The following is a 15945-nucleotide window of genomic DNA, read 5'->3' as shown; positions in this document are numbered from 1 at the left end:
GCTTACGAACAACAAGCTCCACCGCTACGTCACGGCTTCACCTCCTGCTCTGCTGGGCGCACGGAAAAGCCTCACTGGATGATCACGGTTGAGGAGACCAGTAGCTCTCACTGGGAGCAACGTCCCACGTACCGGCACGGCTGCGCCCCAACCTCACAGGCGGCTTGACCCGCGTGTCAACCACCGTCACCAGCACATACGGCCAGCAATCAGCAATCAAGTCGCGATCTAAGGGCGCTAATTCCGCCAGATAGATCATCATGTCGGATGACTAATATGCTATATCCGGCATCCTTCAATGAAGCGCGCCGAGCAGCGTCGAGGCGAGATTGCAGGGGTGCATCATGGATCCCACCGTCAAGGAAGACTGCCAGGTGCATGCCTTCCCCTTCATAATAGAGGTCAGCGGACGCGACAGGGTTCTCTGAAGGCAGAGCCTTGTGAGCGGCAGTCGGTGCGGGAACTCCTGCGGCCTTGATCGCTGCAACCATCTTCTCCTCTGTCGCGGAATCAAACGTGGTCACGACCTGGGACCAATCGGCTCCGACCAGTTCAGTGGTCAGGTCGAGCCGTTGCAGGATCGACAAGAAGAATGGGACTGCTAAATTGCGGTCCAATACGTCGTGATGCCACTGATTGTAAAAGCTGTGGAGGCACTCGTAGCACGACGTGTGGCAGGCGTCGGCTTGGGGGTGCCCATGCCGGTCGACGTGCAAGATGTCCAACGCCCGCTCGGCGATGGCGAGCCACATGTCCCGAGCGATCATCCGGTCGAGGACCCCGATGCCGCCCTCATCTACCTCGTACAGCAGGATCCGTCGTGCCTGGGGTGCGCCGGCCTGCGGGTAGACCTGTCCGGCGAGCTCGCTCTCCTCGATGCCGAACTGGGTGCCCATCGCCGCTTGCAACGCGTACATAAGGCTGTACGCGTGCGTGTCCGCATCGATACCTTCGGGGGCGGCGACGTCCAGCAGCAGCATGTCATGCCGGTCGTCGTTGAACAGCACGACGTTCTCGATGAGGTTCTCGCTTTGGGGCAGGCAATCGCTGCCGGTCTTGTAGTGCTCGGCCGGATCCGGGTTCCACAACCGGCAACGCGCGCACAGGCTGAAGGGCTCTCCGCTGCGAACGAATCCAGTGTTGGCCTGGAGTACGAATCCGAGACGGGCCACGGTGAGCTCAGCCGACACGTCGTCTCCGGCTGCCATAGTGCCTCGCCGTACCCGGGTGCTGGGCAGCCGGTACGCGGCGATGACGTTATACCCCTGCCGTAGCCGCTCCTCCGCGTCGGCTCCGACACTGTCGCGTTGGACGGCGTACTGGTCGGTGACGGGCATCGCATTGCGGTAGATCCGCTGCTGGTCGACCTGTGAGTGGCAGTTGGGGCACTTGCTGGTGGTGTCGACCGCGTCGCGGTCGAGGTAGTAGCCGCAATGGCACAGGAATACCTTCGAAGTGATGGCTTCAGCGTCCCGGCCGGATGACGCACGGGTGACCTGGTAGCGGCGGCCCAGGTGGTAGATGGAGTTGCCGGGCGCGAACTCGCGCAGCGCGATGGACCTTGACCTGACCCGGGGGCGTTCACGGTCGCTGAACCGAAGCATGAGCGCCTTGCGCGGGAACGCGTAGCTGGGAAGGAACCCTCGCTGGGCGAGCCACGACAGGGGGTGATAGTCGCCATCGCCAGTGCGGATCTTCCCTCGGATCGCTTCGACTGCCTCTCGGCGCCGTCTCTCCGACTTGTCCAGCGGCTGCTTGTCAGCCCGGGCATTGAGCTCGTCGAGTTCGACCTTCAACTCGGCGGCGTAATCCACCAGTGATCCCATGGCGTCGTCCAACGCAGCCACGAATCCGTCCACGGCCAGTCCGACCAGTTGAGGGGTTACGGCAGTCGCGTCGTCGAACACGTCCTTGAACGCCGCAGTCCCGGCCTCGATAAGCCGGTCCCTGTTGGCTCCAATGAACCCGTCGAGCGCCTCGCGCATGTCCGGCAGCAGCCCGCCGATGCCTTCGTCAATGCGCGTCCATGTGCCGATCTCCCGCGGGAGGTCATCGTGCTCACCTGCCCATGCGCCCAGAATGATCGCGTTCATGTGCGCCCGGATCAGGGCCTCGTTATCAAGAAGGAACCGGGGCGCTGCGATCTTGCCCGCGATGATCCGCTCAGGCCGTTTGAAGAAGTATTGGTCGTGAGACGCAGCTCGGCCCTGGGCAGAGCAGAACGTGACGACCGTGGCGGGTTGTGCAGCGCGACCAGCGCGGCCTTGCCGTTGGGCGTAGTTCGCAGGGGACGGAGGGACATTGCGCATGTACACCGCGGAGAGAGTGCCGATGTCGACACCGAGTTCCATCGTGGGGGTGCACACGAGCACGTTCAGCGGGTCGGTCTGCTCGCGAAAACGGGTCTCAACGACCTTGCGGGCATCGCCATCGAGGCTGCCGGTGTGTTCCTCAGCCTCGACCCGGGTGGTATCGGCTAATGCGCCGATGTAGGCGCTGCGGAAGAAGTCGTCTCGACCGGTGCGGTCCGGTCGGACGCGAGCCTTCACGCAACGGGGGCACGCCCGTTCACGGGACAGGATCCACCGGCCAGCACAGCGGGTGCATCGGAACCCTTGCGGCTCCTCAGCGAACCAGTACCGGATCCGTTCCTCGTCGACGGCCAGCCCGCCGTCAGAGACAAGGTAGCCATACCGGACCAGGCACTCCGCAGCCTGCCGGATGAGCCGCTTCGCCGCCGCACTCCCGGTCGCGTCCGCAGGCAGCCCGGCCTCGACCTTGACCCACCGGGTTAGCGCCGTTGTCTGGTGCGCGTCGCTGCCATCAGGCATCTGCTTACCGGCGATGCGGCGGTACTGCGCCCGCGCTCTGGACTCCTTCTGCTCGTCGTACAGGGTGCGGCGGCGCGGCAGCTCGGGCCCGCCATGGAAGAACGCGGCCTCGCTGAGCTGTTCGAGGACGTCGCTGCGGAACCGGTCCGGGTCGGTGAACGCGGCGGCAGGGCCGTCCATACTCGCTGACACGATCGCGCGCTGGCGTCGCATCACGTCGAGGATCACCCGCAGCAGGTCCTCCACTAGGTCAGGGTGGGCGTCGGCGTAACCGCGGAGGAACGGGTCTAGCCGTTCGTCCGCGGCGACCGTGGAGGCGATCTTCCCTGGCGTGAAAGCTGCGTAGTCGACAACGATCAGCCCGGTGTCCTCCAGGTTCGGCTGGGTCTTCCGCGGCCCGCCGCTAGTTTCCATCAGCACACCAGTCTTGAGGTACCTCAGGTAGCGTCCCCTGGACTTGCCTGCTCCCTCCTGTGGGTCGAAACCTCCGCCGCCATCGGTATTGCGGGAGAACTTCGGAACCGTGCCGGTCGCCTTCATTTGCTCGAAGGCGGCGTCCGCCATCTCACCGGTGTCCAATGCGGCCTCGCGGGTAAGGGCGCCCTTGGCAGCAAGCCCGGAGATGATCGCGCGACGCACATGGAACCGGCGAGACATCGACCGCATGTGTGCGGCCTGGAACGAGGAGTCCTGCTGATTGTCTGTGAACGCCATCACCTGCGGCTTGGCATGCCCTGGTCCAGTGTCCTGCCGATTCAGCATGCCCTCAACAAGCACGTCCGTTGCGGTGGCCCGACCGACCGTACCAACCTGGAAGAACTTGTTGTATTCCGAGTGCGAGGCGTCATACCGGACTCCACACGAAGGGCATAGCAGCATCGGGGCCGCCACTGTCACCACGTCCCGGACTCGTGCGTGACCGCAGTTTCCGTCCCATTCGCCGCACGTGCCGCACACCCGCGCCCGACGTGGCACCGCGCCTTCGCGACCCTTCTTTGGGGTCACCCCGTCCTTATAGGTGTCCTTGGGGTGAATCGGTGCAGAGTCCTCGTCCCACTCGTCCGTCATCACATAGACCGCGTCGCCGTCCTCGGCCGCAGCGAGGAAGTCCCGGGACACTAGGTGTTGCCCTGCGTCCTCAGCGACGTAGTAGTCCTGGCCGCAGGACTGACAGAACACGACCGGGAACGCCGGCACGCCGACGAGTTCATCATCGGCGCACCCCCTGCACGTCGCTTCGCCCTGTTCGGACAGATGCGGCGGGTCTTCCGACACCAGGCACCGGGTGACCGGCAGGCCCTGGGAGAAGAATGCGTGCGCCTTCGGGGTGAGTAGGCCCACCGGGTCGCCCTTCGGGCCGGGCGTCTTCACCGCGGAGGCCAGCATCAGGGCCCCCTCGATCTCCGCCCAGGCCACGTCCGGGGATACACCGGGGCGGACCTGCTCCACGTACCGCTCCGTAAGGAGCTTCGCCGAAAGAACCCCACCCCACAGGGCACGCTCCAGCCACGCAACCGGCAGACATGACCGCACCGCGTCGACCGTCACCGGGCCACCCAATAGACCCGGTCTGAGCAGACCAGTTGTCTCCTCGTCGGTACCGGCAGCCGCTGCCTTGGCAACGACCTCCGGGGAAATCGGCGAAGCCGCGAGGTAGAGCCCGCCGGACGCAGGGTCATCGGTCTCGTACTGTCCATAGGACTCCCGCACGACGTGCTCAGGCAGGAACGGCTCTCCGAACAGCTTGCTGGCGAACCCGGCGATGACCGCACTGGCTTCTGCCGGGTCGCCTGAGTCGACGGTTGCTGACGTGCCGATACACCGCAGCGATCCCGCTGTGCCCGTGCGCGTCTTGAACCGGCGCACTAGCAGTGCCATGTCTGCGCCCTGGTGACCGGAGTAGGTGTGCATCTCGTCGAGGACGAGGAACTTCAGCCGTCCGCCGCGGCTGAGGGTTTCGAAAAGGGTCGCGTCCTCACGCCGTACGAGCGCGTACTCAAGCATCTTGAAGTTCGTCAGCAGGATGTCGCACCCGCCGCTGTGCAAAGTGTCGCGGTCGATGACCTCGCTGTCATAGGGCGTGTCCCGGCCGGTGAGCTGTTTGAAGTCCTTCATCGCCCCCTCGGGGGTGGTCTTCAACGAGCCGGTGTAATTGCACACCGTCAGCCCCGACCCGGCCAACCGCGCCGCGATGTCCTCGTACTGACTGTTCGCCAGCGCGTTCATCGGGTAGATGATCACCGCGACCGGTGACCGGAACGCCCCCTCATCACGGCCCGCGGCCAGCGTCAGGGCAGTCGAGACGATCGGCATGTAGAACGTGAAGGACTTACCCGACCCGGTGCCCGTGGTCACTGCCGTGTTGACCCCGGCCATGACCTGCCGGATCGCGGTCTCCTGGTGCACGAACGGCGACACCGGACCGCTGCCCACATCGCCGGGCTTGCGGGTGAACACCGTCAGCGCGCCAGGATCCAGGACACCCTCGTCTACCAGCGACTGAAGGGAGCAGCCGTCCGCGAACGGCTTCGCCAACGTGAGAAACGGCTCCCGATACAGCAGCCGACCCTCACGCCGCTTGGCCTGCACCCAGTCCCGGATGGCGGGGTTCTTGTAGAACTGGAACGAGTCGACGTACCGCTCGTAGTCCCCGCGTAGCCCGGCCAGCATCGCCAATGGGTGCATCAGCGTCCTCCTCCGATTTCCTCGAACGCCTCCAAGCGGAGGCGCTTGCTGCGGTAATCGCCGAACTGTTTAGTCTCGATCTTCGCCAACAGGGCGAAGTGGTCGAGCACGGTCTCATAGTCGGCCGTGCTCAATCCGTATGCCTTCGCGATCAGCGCGTCCGCGTGGGCATCCAGGCGTTCGCGTGCCGCTGGATCCCATGGAGCGGGCTCTCCACCGAGGCAGACTGCGAGCCGGCTCGAGGTGAGTGTCAGCTTGGCCGCTGCCTCAGTCGCAGCGGCGGGAAGAGCCAGCGGACGCGGTGCCGCGCACTGCGACAGGACCCAAGGGGTCACGTGACCACCTGGCATATGGAGTCGCACCAGAAAGTCGAGCGTCATCGAGTTGAGGAGGGCTGCGATCCCCAGGACTTGCTCAGTCGGCGCGACGAGGACGGGCAGCGTGTGCGTAGCGGGCAGCGGCTCCATCACGGCCACGCGAAGAACACGCCGATCCGTCCACAGTCGACCGATGTCCCGAAGCGCCATGACTGAGTGTCCTTCCGGAACAACCTCCTGCATGCGTTTTAGGGCGACCTTCTCGTGCATCCAGTAGCGGGGTTCGACCTCAAAATCCGGATCGGCGTGCTGCGCATCAGTCACCCAAGGGATGTGAGGTTTGCGGCCGTAACGGTCCTTGCCCGTGAACCCTTCGAAGGTGCGGGCGCGGTGGTCCCACCGGTTGGCCATCTGTCCCTCATACACGGGGACGGCGACCCGTCCATCGGGATGCCGGTACCGCTTGTCCTTTCCGAGAGCGAATCGGTCGGCTTCCAGCGTGGCGCCGCGCAGAAGCAGTCCCTTCTCCCTGGCGCCAGACGAGTGAAACAGTGTGGCGTAGCGCAGTCTCCAGGGATTCGCCCCGTCCTCCTCGGCGAAGTCCAGGGTTCCGAAGCGATCGTGCAGCTCTAACGCAAGCCTGATCTCCGCCGGGTTATCGGTGGACAGGAGGGTGTGCGTACGCGGCGCGACGGAGCGCAGCTCGTTACGGGACCATGCACGCAACGGCCTTGAAGCCGCCTCGGAGACCCCGAAATTGAGCAGCGACGCCTTGACCGGCTCTGCGGAGGCGGGGCCGAGGTGGACGATGCTGAACCGTTCGACGGCGGCAACTGCAGGGAAGACCCGTTTGCCGTTCCGTTCCTGGTTGACCATGTCGATCACTTGACGCACGCGCCGCTGGTCGAGCAGCCGTTTCCACACGGGGGACTGGGCGGCGTCGGTCGCGATGCCGCTCTTGACGATGAGGCCGACATGGCTGCTGGACCGGGCGGCGAGCTCGGTGAACAAGACGTATGTGTTCGCCTCGTTGCTGGTGCGCGTGTAACGGCAGCACGTCTTGGCGTAGTGTGCGAGCCTGCCCTGCAGGGCTTGGTAGGTCTTCCATCGCGCGAACAAACGCGGATCGGACTTTTCCAGTTCGGCGATGGCCGTCTTGCGGGTCTCGCTTGTCATCGCTGCGATCGCAGGCTTGTGCTGCTTGAAGAACGGCTGCTCTTCGCCCTTGAACTGCTCCCAGGGCGGGTTGCCCAGGACGAGGTCGAATCCCCTTGCGGCGTATGCCTCCGGGAATGCCAGCGGCCAGTGCAGTGGGTTGATATCTGAGAGAAGGCTTTCGGCGGACTTTGCTAGCTCCTCGTCGGGGTGCCCTTCGAGAGCGGCGGCGTACTCGACGCTAGTGGGGGGCCGCTGGTCGGTGTCGGTCCAGAAGAACGCAGCGGTCCACAGGTCTGCGGTCTTCTTCCACCGGGCATACTCATCACTGGCCCGCCACGATCGATATGCGGCAGCCTTGCGGCGTACGTCGGCCGGGGTGTGCTCGTCGGCGTGCAGCTCATCGGGAAGTGTCAGGGTGAACGCGACGTCGCCCTGCTGGAACAGGTCGGCACCGGAGGCAGTGAACTGCTCGTTGCGGCGCAGCCCCTTCGTCAGCATCGCCCGCTCCGCCCCCTTGGCCTTCTGCACCTCGTACGCGGTGTTGGGAATGGTGGTGGGCACGTCCAGCAGGGGCCACCCGACGAGGCTGTCACCACACACGATGTGGTGGTCAAGGAACGTCAACGGCTCATCGGGGACAACGCAGTGGATCCACAGCGCCACCTTGGCGAGCTCCGCGGCGAACGGATCCTTCTCCGCCCCATAGATGCACCGTTGCAGCACCTCACGGCGAGCGTGCGCCAGGTCTGTGTCACGCGGCTCCTGAGGGGCGCTGCGCGCCTTGGCGACGGCGTATGCGATCCGGTCCAGCGCACCGATGAGGATCGCCGCGGACCCGCACGCCGGATCGATCACGCGCAGCCCCAGCAGCGCCCGAACCTGGTCGTCTTGGTTGTCACCGGCTTTGGCGAGGGTGTCCTCGATCAGCGGGTCGAGCGACCGCGCAAGAAGCAGGTCGACCAGATCTGTGGAGGTGTAGTACGACGCGAGGTCGGATCGTTCAATGCTCAGCGGCGCCAGGTACGCTTCACCGGGCCGCACGGTCCGCCCGTCGACGTTGGTGGCGGTGGATGCGATGGACAGAGTGTAGTCGAGCAGGGACTCGTACACCGCGCCGAGTTCCTCGACGCCGAGGTTGCGGTAGTCGACGTGCATGCGGACCCGCCCGGTCTGCACGGTGGTGAGCGCCTCGATTGCTTGGGTGAGGTGCAGGTTCGGCAGTCGGGCGCCGCTGGTCAGCGGTGTCTGGATCTGGTCAAACAGGAAGCCGTTGTACGGGTACACGCCGAGTTTGGCGGCATCTTCCTCGTTGCTGAAGGCCTGGAACGTGGTCTTCAGTCCTTCCCACAGGTCCATCCGGCGCGGTTCAGCGTGGCCGTCGGTGGCGACCGCACGCAGCCGGGTGAGGCTGTACGTCTCGTCATAGAGCGGGTCGGCGTTGTTCAGCATGCCGCGCTGTTCCGCGAACAACAGGAACAGCACCCGGTACAGCACCGTGAGGAGCTCGCGGTACAGGTCGCGGCCGGTGTCCGGGTCCGCTTCCATCCGGTGCCGCAGCCCGTGGTTGGCGTCAAGGAACCCGTTCGCGAGGACACTAATGGCCGCACGGACCTGCGGCTGCACCCGCTTTCCGGCCGCTACACCGGCCGACAGCGCTTTGGCGTGGAGCCGTTCCAGCAGGGTGTCCGGCGGGTCGTCAGCGACCGGCCCCGTGCCACCAGACTCCTCGTCGCTGTCCTCACTGTTCAGATCCTCGTCGGTGGTTGCGGCTTCCGGTTGGAGCCGCTGGAACCGGGAGGCGTGGCACAGCCGCCACAGCGCGAGAAAATCTGGATAGCTGCTGGCTTCGAAGATCGCTATAAGGTCGAACTCGACATACCCGCGACTACGCGTGTGGTGGTAATCGCGCAGCAGCCGCAGCATACGCCCGTTGGTGAGGATGCCCCACCGAACCGAGGCCGCGTTCAGATACCCCTGCAGCTGTTCATGGGGACTGCGCCTGCCCGCAATGCGGGCGTCGAGGTCAGCGGCAGCAGTGGTGTGGACCGGTGGCGCATCGTCTCCCACCCAGCCGAGATGGCTGATGTCCCACCCAGCGCCGCCGGCGACGAGTCGGGACCGCTGGTACACCGGTTGGAAACCGAGCAAGTCGAGCAGCTTGAGGACGAGCCGGTCACGGATCCGTGACACGTCCATCCCGTCGCGCAGCTCGTCGGCGTACGCGGACCAGAGCGCGACACCGGTCCGGAACGCCGCCTCTAAGTCGGAGGCGTACTGCGCCTTCGTCGGCGACTGCCCGGTACGGTCGTTGAACGTGGCCACATCGGCAAGGAACTTGGCGTCCCCCTCGACGTCGGGTTGGCGGAGGTTATCGGTGATGACGTCGCCGATCAGTCCGCCGCTGGTGTGGACGAGGCTGACGTCGGTCACCGGGTCACCTCCGGGTAGATGACGGTCACCGCGACCAGATCTAGCGAAGTGGGTTCGACCCGGTCCAGGCCGTGCGCCCAGGCCGCGGATAGTTGGGCGTGCCGACGCGATAGTTCGTTGGCACGTTCCGCAGCGATGCGCTCGAGCCGGCCCCTAAGGTCAGAAGCATGAAGGATGTCGGTCGCGTCATCGAGGACGTCGTCACGGTGGCGGGTGCCGGACCCGGGGGGCGCGGCCATCACGGCCTCAGCGTCGAATGTGGTGTTCTCGTTGGTGCGGTAACCGATCGGGAGGATCTCTTCGAGCAGCACAGGCGGTTCGGCCTTCGCAACGTACCGGAACAGGACGTGCAGGACAGCGGCGTGTCCCACCTGTGCTGTGGTCGTTCGGGCCGCGACTCTGCCATGGCAGTCCGGGAGCTGTGCTCGATCCAAGGTGATGTCGATGAGCCGACGTAGCAACGGGTGGGCCAGGTCGATGACGTCGATCTCGGGGTGGTCGATCCCGATGGAAGGGTCGAACGTGAACCGGTACCCCGCCGAAGCGAGGTCGGCCACGGGCGCGGGTAGTTTGGCGAGCCGGAACATCGACCCTTCCTCGGTGATGTCAGCGTGCATGTCACGAAGGCACCGCAGGGTGAAGTCGCGTATCTGCTCGGTGGTGCCGGTCAACGCTCGGGACTGGTTGAGCGCGTCCTCGATCGCTGTCAGTGAGATCCGGGTCTGGCCGTAGAACGACTCATCCCGCACCCGATCGAGCTTGTCGGTCTCCCCCAGCGATGTCTCCGCCATGCGGGCGAGCTCCTCGTCCAGGTCGCTGAGGTCGCTTTCCGCTTCGTGGTTGAACAGGTCCACGATGCTGAGCTGTTCGGAGCTGGACCGGGCGCTGAGCCTGCCGCGGTATGCGGCGTCAGGGTCGGACAGGTGGAGCAGGATGTCCGTGTTCGCCAGGAACGGGGGGACGAACCCGTAGTCGGCGCGCATCTGCTCGGACTTGCGAACGATCAGATACAGCAGGCTCGCGTCCAGCGGGTCGTCGAGCACGAGAGTCCGAATCCCCACGAACGGTTCACGCTGCTGGAACCGGTCGATGCGGCCGTTGCGTTGCTCGAGCCGGTTGGGATTCCACGGCAACTCGTAGTGGACGAGTTCGGCGCACGCCCGTTGCAGGTTGACGCCTTCGCTGATGCAGTCCGTGGCGACGAGCACAGCCCGGTCGGCCTGCTCGAACGCGGCAAATACCTCGTTGCGTTGCGCAAGGTTTAGTCCGCCGTGGATCGCGAACACCTGGGTCTCGGCTGGTAACCCGTTCTTGCCCTTCCCGACGGCCCGGAGAAGGTGGGTCACCAGGTAGTCGAGGGTGTCCTTGTATTTGGTGAACACGAGCACGCGTTGCGCGCGCGGGTGGTCTGCCATGCGCTCTGGAAGGAGCCGCAGGAGCGCAACAAGTTTCGGGTCCTTCGCGGGGGTGACCTTCTTTGCAAGGTCAGCGATGACACGCAGCCTTGCTACCTCGACCTCTTGTGCGAGGCCGACGGAAGCGTTCAGGTGTGCCGCGTCGGCTTCGTCGTCCTCGGTGAAGATGAGGTCGCTGGTCGTCTCCTCGGCGAGCTTCGCCGTGGTTGTTCTACCATCAAGGGCCGTGCCGCGGCTGAGAGTGGAGAGTCGCTTGTCAATGCTGGACCGCAGCGCCGCGGGGCTGGACAGTAGTCGTTTCTGTAGATGCGCCGCGACCCAGCGGTCGACACTGCCCGTGGCGGCGTCGTACAGATCACCGGCGTACGCCTTGAGCTCGCTGAGCAGCGCGACCATGTCAGGAAAACGCCGAAGATCGACAATCTGCTCGTCGGCACGGCGAACCGGGAATGGAGAGGGGACACCGCGCTCGCGATACCACTCCTCGATGTCGACGCGACGACGCTGGACCACATGGTGTTCGCGAGCGGCAGCACGTTGCACTCGCGGACCGTGGATCCCATCCTGGACCAGGGCCGAATTGAGCATCCGGAACAGCGACGCGTACGAGTCGGTATACCCGTTGTGCGGGGTGGCGGTCAGCAGCAGCAGGTGCCTGCTCCGTGCTGCTGCTTCTTGCACGAACGCGAACCGTTCCATGTCGGGTGTAGCCCGGCCGGGGTCGGTGTGCGGCTGGGCGGCGAGGTGCGCCTCGTCCACGAGGACGAGATCCCAGCCGTGGGACAGGACTTCTTCGGTGCGCGTTTTGAGGTAGTCGATGCTCGCGATGACCACATCGTGGGTGGCCCACACGCTCTGGCCTGGCAGCAGACGCCGCTCCAGCGAGGGCAACAGGTGGCCGGCGACGATCGTGGCGTCTATGTGGAACATTCTGTCCAACGTGTCGCGCCATTGGTCACGCAAGTTCGCAGGCACCACGATCAGCACCCGTCGTGCGCGGCCGCGAGCGAGCAGCTCAGAAAGAATCAAGCCGGCCTCAACGGTCTTGCCCGTGCCGACGTCATCCGCGATCAACAGTCGCACCCGATCCGACCCGAGCGCCATGAGTAACGGGACGATCTGGAAGTCGGTGGGGATGGCCCGTGAACGTTGGAGCCCCAGGATTGGGGCGGTCCCATGAAGTAAGGAGAACCGGTATGCGTCGAGCAGCATGCGCTGCTGTTGCTCATCGCCGATCGCGTTCGGGTCCGGGAAGGGCAGCTCTCCGGACTCGACGCGTTCGAGCTCAGCGTGGTATCGGGTGGGCCGGTTGTCTCTCCCGTCGAGCGCAGTCGCACCGAAGACGGCCCCGTCCCGGTAGTCGACCCGCCACAAGCGTTCCCGAAGTCGAACGACCCGCCCGGGCATCAAGAGGTCTTTTTCGTAATCTTTTTCGCTTACAGCCCTTCTCAGCGAACCGTCCGACGCGGCAGAAGAGTCAAACCGGGTTCCCTTCACAGAAATGATGTACGCGTGGACACTGCAATCGTTACAGCCGATCCAGAAGTCGCAATTACAGCAGACCGATAATGTAGCGTTTCCACAAGAATGACCAATATGCCCGTTTGTAATCCAGGGCCCCAATCATCAACTATGCGGTCATCGATCCCGCAACCCTTTTCGAGGAACCCGATGCCGTTCAGATAAGACATGATCACGGCCTTACTCGTGCGACCAGTGGCGTGGGCAAGAGTGCGGCGGTCGGAGGTCCTGCGTATCGGATGCCCTTGTCGGAAGGGTGTAGCTCACGGTAACTACTCTTGCGCGAGCCTTTACGGCTCGCGGAGAGGAGCGGTGGCGGCGGTGAGGGTCGAAGTTCCGTCGATGCGCGGACACCAGGCCCGGCGCAGCGGCGCGCACCTGCTCTAGCGGTGCAAGCCAGGCTGCGCCCGTACTGGCGCGCGACCGGGCCACGGGTCCTGGCTTACCGTCATCACCAAGCCCGCCGGCCTGCGCCGCTCACAGAAGGACCGGCTACTCGAAGCCGCCCGTCGGGCCACCACCTCAACCCCGACCACTCGGTGATCGTCCGGTGGTTGACTTATATTGTGCCCAATCGTAAGGGCGAGCACATACGGCTGATCACCAGCATCCTGGACCCGGCCGAGGCCACCGCCGAGGACCTGGCCCGTTGCTACCACGACCGCTGGGAAGCCGAAACCGGCATCAATCAGCTGAAGACGCACCTGCGCGGGCCGGGCCGCATCCTGCACTCACGCACCCCCGAGCTGGCCTACCAGGAGATCTGGGCCTGCCTGCTGACCCACTGGGCGTTATGCACCCTGATGTGCACTACCGCCACCACGGCCGGAGTCGATCTCGACCAGATCATATTTCTGGACACCGTCCGCATGGTGCGCCGCTCGGTCACCAACTGCGCGGCCTTTCCTCGAACCATCCGACACCTCCTGGACCCAGGCCCTCGGCCCAATCACGCGCCGACGGACCATCAACCCTCAACGCCGTCACCGTTCCTACCCGCGAGCCGTCAAACGCTCACACAAGAGCAGCTACCGCGAACTACAGATACCCTGCTTCTGGCGAACTCTACGCAAGGAGTCAACAATTGAGCATGTGCCAATGGTGCAATCAGCCAATTCCTGCAACTAGGGCAAAAAACTCCCTCTACTGCAGTGCAGAATGCAGAGAAGAACGAAGAGTTAACGAAAGGAGAGGGACTAGACGCGTCCCCCTTAAGATCGAGCAATGCGCCGTATGCGGCGGCCCCATGCCCCTTGATCGGCATCGAGCAAACATTACCTGTTCCTCTGAATGCAGAGTTAGACGTAAGCGTTCATTAGACGCCGCCACACGCAGAGGAGCCACGGCAGTAAGACTTGCTTCCATCACAAATATTTGCACGTTCTGCGGCTCTATTTTTTCTCCGAGCAGGATGCCTTGGGAGAAATATTGTAGCAAAGCCTGCGCACAACGGTCCGCAATTTCAAGGGCCACCGAACGTCGACAGGAACGCGTACTGAAGGCAAAAAATGGCCACATAAGCAAGCAAGAGACGTGCTCGATTGAAGGTTGCAGCAATCTCATACAAGCCCGGGGATGGTGCTCAACACATTATTCGCGTTGGCGTAATTACGGTGACCCGCTACATGTACTCCACCGAGAGAGGCAGCAATGTCAGCAAGAGGGCTGCGAGAAGGAGGCGAAAAGCCTAGGCTGGTGCCTCAGTCATCGGCGAAACGTAAAGATTTACAGGGACGCACGAGGACCTCGCTGTAGAGTATGCAACAGAAATTACACGGTTTCGGGCAGGCCGGGATGGTGCGCGGCCTGCGTGACGGAAGCTTTTGCGAATTCCGGTTATCGGATTATCAGCGAGTTCAAGGGGTCCGCGCATCCGGTCGATGCAGTGTGCTTGTCATGTGGCGAGCGATCTCAACCACTCCTCAGCAATATCGAGCGCGGAGCGTCTTGCATTCACTGCTTTAGAAGATTACGCGCTGGGAGAGATACAGCGCTCCCCTTGAACGTCGCGAACTCCCTGCTCTCCGACCTAGGATTGGAATTGAGCAGTCCATACAAAAAGGCTACGTCGCCTGTATCGGCAAACTGCATCAAATGCGGGTCCGAGACGAAGGTGAAGATCTCCGACATTTCTCGCGGGTCCCGCAGGATAGGTTGCCGAAGCTGTGCAGAAGATGCCGCGAAGGCGGACGTTAGTTATTGTGCAGCGGGATGCGGGTTGTCATTCAGCCAACACCCGACTGGGGCGCGAAGGATTTGGTGCAGTCAAGCCTGCATGGAGTATTTCGGAAAATATGGAAAGCCGTATCCGAAGCACATCGAAAGAAGGAGATGCAAGGATTGTGAAATCGATATATCCGAAAAGAAGCTGTCGGCAGTTCGATGCGACATGTGTGCAGCGAAATGGGGTAGTGAATGGCGGCGTCAGCGCTGGAAGAACGATCCAGAGCTTGGCCGACGTGAGCGAGCGCGCGCTAACGGCCGCCGACGGGCCCGGCTTCGTGGAAATGGATTCGAAGATTACGATCGCCTTGAGGTCTGCGAACGAGACGGCTGGATTTGCCAACTATGCTTCTACGAAGTAGATCGCGAGGCACAATGGCCTCACCCTTTGTCCGCAGCAATAGATCATATTGTCCCCATTGCTGTTGGTGGGCCAGACATTCTCGACAACGTGCAACTTGCCCATCAGGGATGCAACTGGAGAAAATCAAGCAAAGATTCAATAGGATGCAACCCTAGGCAATTTATCCATCCGGCGGTTATTGCACGCTATGTCGGTCCCGGCATGGCGCTCGATACCGACCAGACCGGTGATTAGTTTATGTCAACTTATAGATTCGCTCAAACCCCTGGGCGGAGTGCCGCGTAAACATGCCGATCAAGGTCGAGTGGCGTATAGTGACGGGCTCATGTTGGAGCTATTAAGATGTGCGCCGGTTGCGCTTTTGCGCGACTGAGAGGGACTCGAAACCCCCAGGGCCGGAGCGTTCTCGCCTGATGGGACATGTACTGGCTCGATGTAGCCGGGCGGTGGAGAGCACCCCAGTGTCCACATGACAAACGCCACCCCTGAAGATCATTCGGTGTCTACGCCAGTCGATCAAGAACAGGGGCCGCGTTCGCATGCCATCATCCCCGATCGACGTGCTCGCCCGCCACTTGGAGCACGTCACTATCACCGACCCACCGGCTGACCTGTCCACACTCGCCGAACTGCTGGACACCATCGCGGCCATGTAGCCAACGGAGACGCCGCTACCGACTCGGCCCTCAACTGGCGTTATCCCTGATCGCCGTGCTCGGCGGAGCAACCTCCCTGGCAAGATCACCCGGTTCATCGTCAGGCACGACCCTGACCTGCGCGCCCGAGCCGGTCTGCCCGGAACAATACGCCTGGCCGTCAGCACCCTGGGACGGCTGCTCGCCCGCCTGGACGGCGACGCCTTCGACACCGCCACCTACGGCTACCTGCCGCCCTCGCCGTCTGCGCCCCATCCGCCACTATCGACAGCCACTCTCCAGTTAGGACCGCGCTCACTGGCCGGGCCTAGTGCTGTGACCGGAAATGATCACCGGGTTGGGTGA

5 protein-coding genes are annotated in these 15945 nt (G+C 63.5%); 2 read left to right on the top strand and 3 right to left on the bottom strand.

Annotation, left to right across the window (positions count from 1 at the left end; translation table 11 throughout):
• Positions 1–209: 209 nt before the first annotated feature.
• From HCN51_RS44375 to HCN51_RS44365, 3 genes are read right to left on the bottom strand one after another with little or no spacing between them, the layout of a single operon-like run.
• Entirely contained in the window at positions 210–5516 is a 5307-nt protein-coding gene (locus HCN51_RS44375) for a DEAD/DEAH box helicase (RefSeq protein WP_168017995.1), read from the bottom strand.
• On the bottom strand, positions 5516–9421 hold the full coding sequence (locus tag HCN51_RS44370; protein ID WP_168017994.1) for an Eco57I restriction-modification methylase domain-containing protein: 3906 nt from the start codon (positions 9419–9421) through the stop codon (positions 5516–5518). The genes HCN51_RS44375 and HCN51_RS44370 overlap by 1 nt, the downstream gene beginning before the upstream one ends.
• On the bottom strand, positions 9418–12333 hold the full coding sequence (locus tag HCN51_RS44365; protein WP_168017993.1) for a helicase-related protein: 2916 nt from the start codon (positions 12331–12333) through the stop codon (positions 9418–9420). The genes HCN51_RS44370 and HCN51_RS44365 overlap by 4 nt, the downstream gene beginning before the upstream one ends.
• Before the next feature lie 413 nt (positions 12334–12746).
• Between HCN51_RS44365 and HCN51_RS44360 the strand changes: the two genes are divergently transcribed.
• Positions 12747–13445, top strand: a complete 699-nt coding sequence (locus HCN51_RS44360; RefSeq protein WP_168017992.1) for a transposase — start codon at positions 12747–12749, stop codon at positions 13443–13445.
• Between the two features lie 1187 nt (positions 13446–14632).
• Positions 14633–15178 (top strand): HNH endonuclease, encoded by a 546-nt coding sequence (locus HCN51_RS44355; RefSeq protein ID WP_206068607.1) that lies wholly within the window; start codon positions 14633–14635, stop codon positions 15176–15178.
• The last annotated feature ends 767 nt before the right edge of the window (positions 15179–15945 follow it).

The sequence above is a fragment of the Nonomuraea composti genome (assembly GCF_012034275.1).
In the GTDB taxonomy this organism is placed as follows: Bacteria; Actinomycetota; Actinomycetes; order Streptosporangiales; family Streptosporangiaceae; genus Nonomuraea; species Nonomuraea composti.
Note: the sequence above shows the minus strand (reverse complement) of the source record. Positions and strands in the feature narration are given on the sequence as shown.

Excerpts from the sequence above, each read along its gene's own strand:
- HCN51_RS44375 (WP_168017995.1), bottom strand. The coding sequence starts at position 5,516 with ATGCACCCATTGGCGATGCTGGCCGGGCTACGCGGGGACTACGAGCGG.
- HCN51_RS44355 (WP_206068607.1), top strand. The coding sequence starts at position 14,633 with ATGGAGTATTTCGGAAAATATGGAAAGCCGTATCCGAAGCACATCGAA.